Below are 902 nucleotides of genomic sequence, written 5' to 3' on the forward strand. Positions count from 1 at the left end.
GCCGATCTCATGCTGCAACTAAGTACAGCCTACCAGCAAGGTAAACTGAAAACCTATATGCAACGTGCGGTACTGGGACCAAAGTTACTGATTATCGATGAAATTGGTTATTTACCGTTTGGACGTGAAGAAGCGAATCTGTTCTTTAACGTGATTGCCAAGCGTTATGAAAAAGGCAGTACGATATTGACGAGTAACTTACCCTTTAGCCAATGGTCTAAGTCATTTGCGGATGATGTTACGTTGACCGCTGCGATGTTAGATCGGCTATTACATCACTGTCATGTGGTACAGATATCGGGTGAGAGTTATCGTTTGAAGGATAAAAAAAGAATTGGGATTCAGCCGCAGGTTGAAACTTAATACGAGATCAAAGGGGTCAATTTTACTTCGCCATTTTTAAGGTAAAAGGGGTCAATTTTAAAATGCCGTTGACAGCTCGACTGAAAGAGCTAGAAGCCGAAAATACCAGACTTAAAAAGATGTATGCGGAAGAGCGATTAAAGGCCAAAATCATCCAGGAAGCGATGGCAAAAAAGTGGTAAAGCCATCTTGCCGGCGTAAGATGGCACAACAGGCAGTTGCCCAGCATGCCATTAGTATTCGTTTGGCTTGTAAAGCATTTGGCATTAGTGAAACCTGCTATCGCTATCAAGCCAAACTCAGCGATGACAATGCACTCATTGCTGAACAGCTCATTGAACTCACTGAGGAAAATTCCGATTGTGGCTTTGGTTTGTGCTTCTCGTATTTACGGCATGTTGAGAGTTGCTGCTGGAATCACAAGCGGGTTTACCGCATTTACTGTGAGTTGGCACTGAATCTGCGTATTAAACCGAGAAGAAGACTAAAACGGCATGCGCCTGAACCATTGAAAGAACCAATCCGAGAAAATCAGGTTT

Annotated in this window: 2 pseudogenes; both read left to right on the top strand. The window is 43.1% G+C overall.

Features of this window, described 5'->3' with window-relative positions:
- Positions 1-363 (top strand): annotated as a pseudogene (gene istB, locus ACF8FD_RS07195) (IS21-like element ISAba8 family helper ATPase IstB); the annotation flags it as partial.
- 68 nt (positions 364-431) lie between these two features.
- Positions 432-902 (top strand): annotated as a pseudogene (locus tag ACF8FD_RS07200) (IS3 family transposase); the annotation flags it as partial.

The organism is Acinetobacter sp. TYF_19 (assembly GCF_043105125.1).
GTDB lineage: Bacteria > Pseudomonadota > Gammaproteobacteria > Pseudomonadales > Moraxellaceae > Acinetobacter > Acinetobacter johnsonii.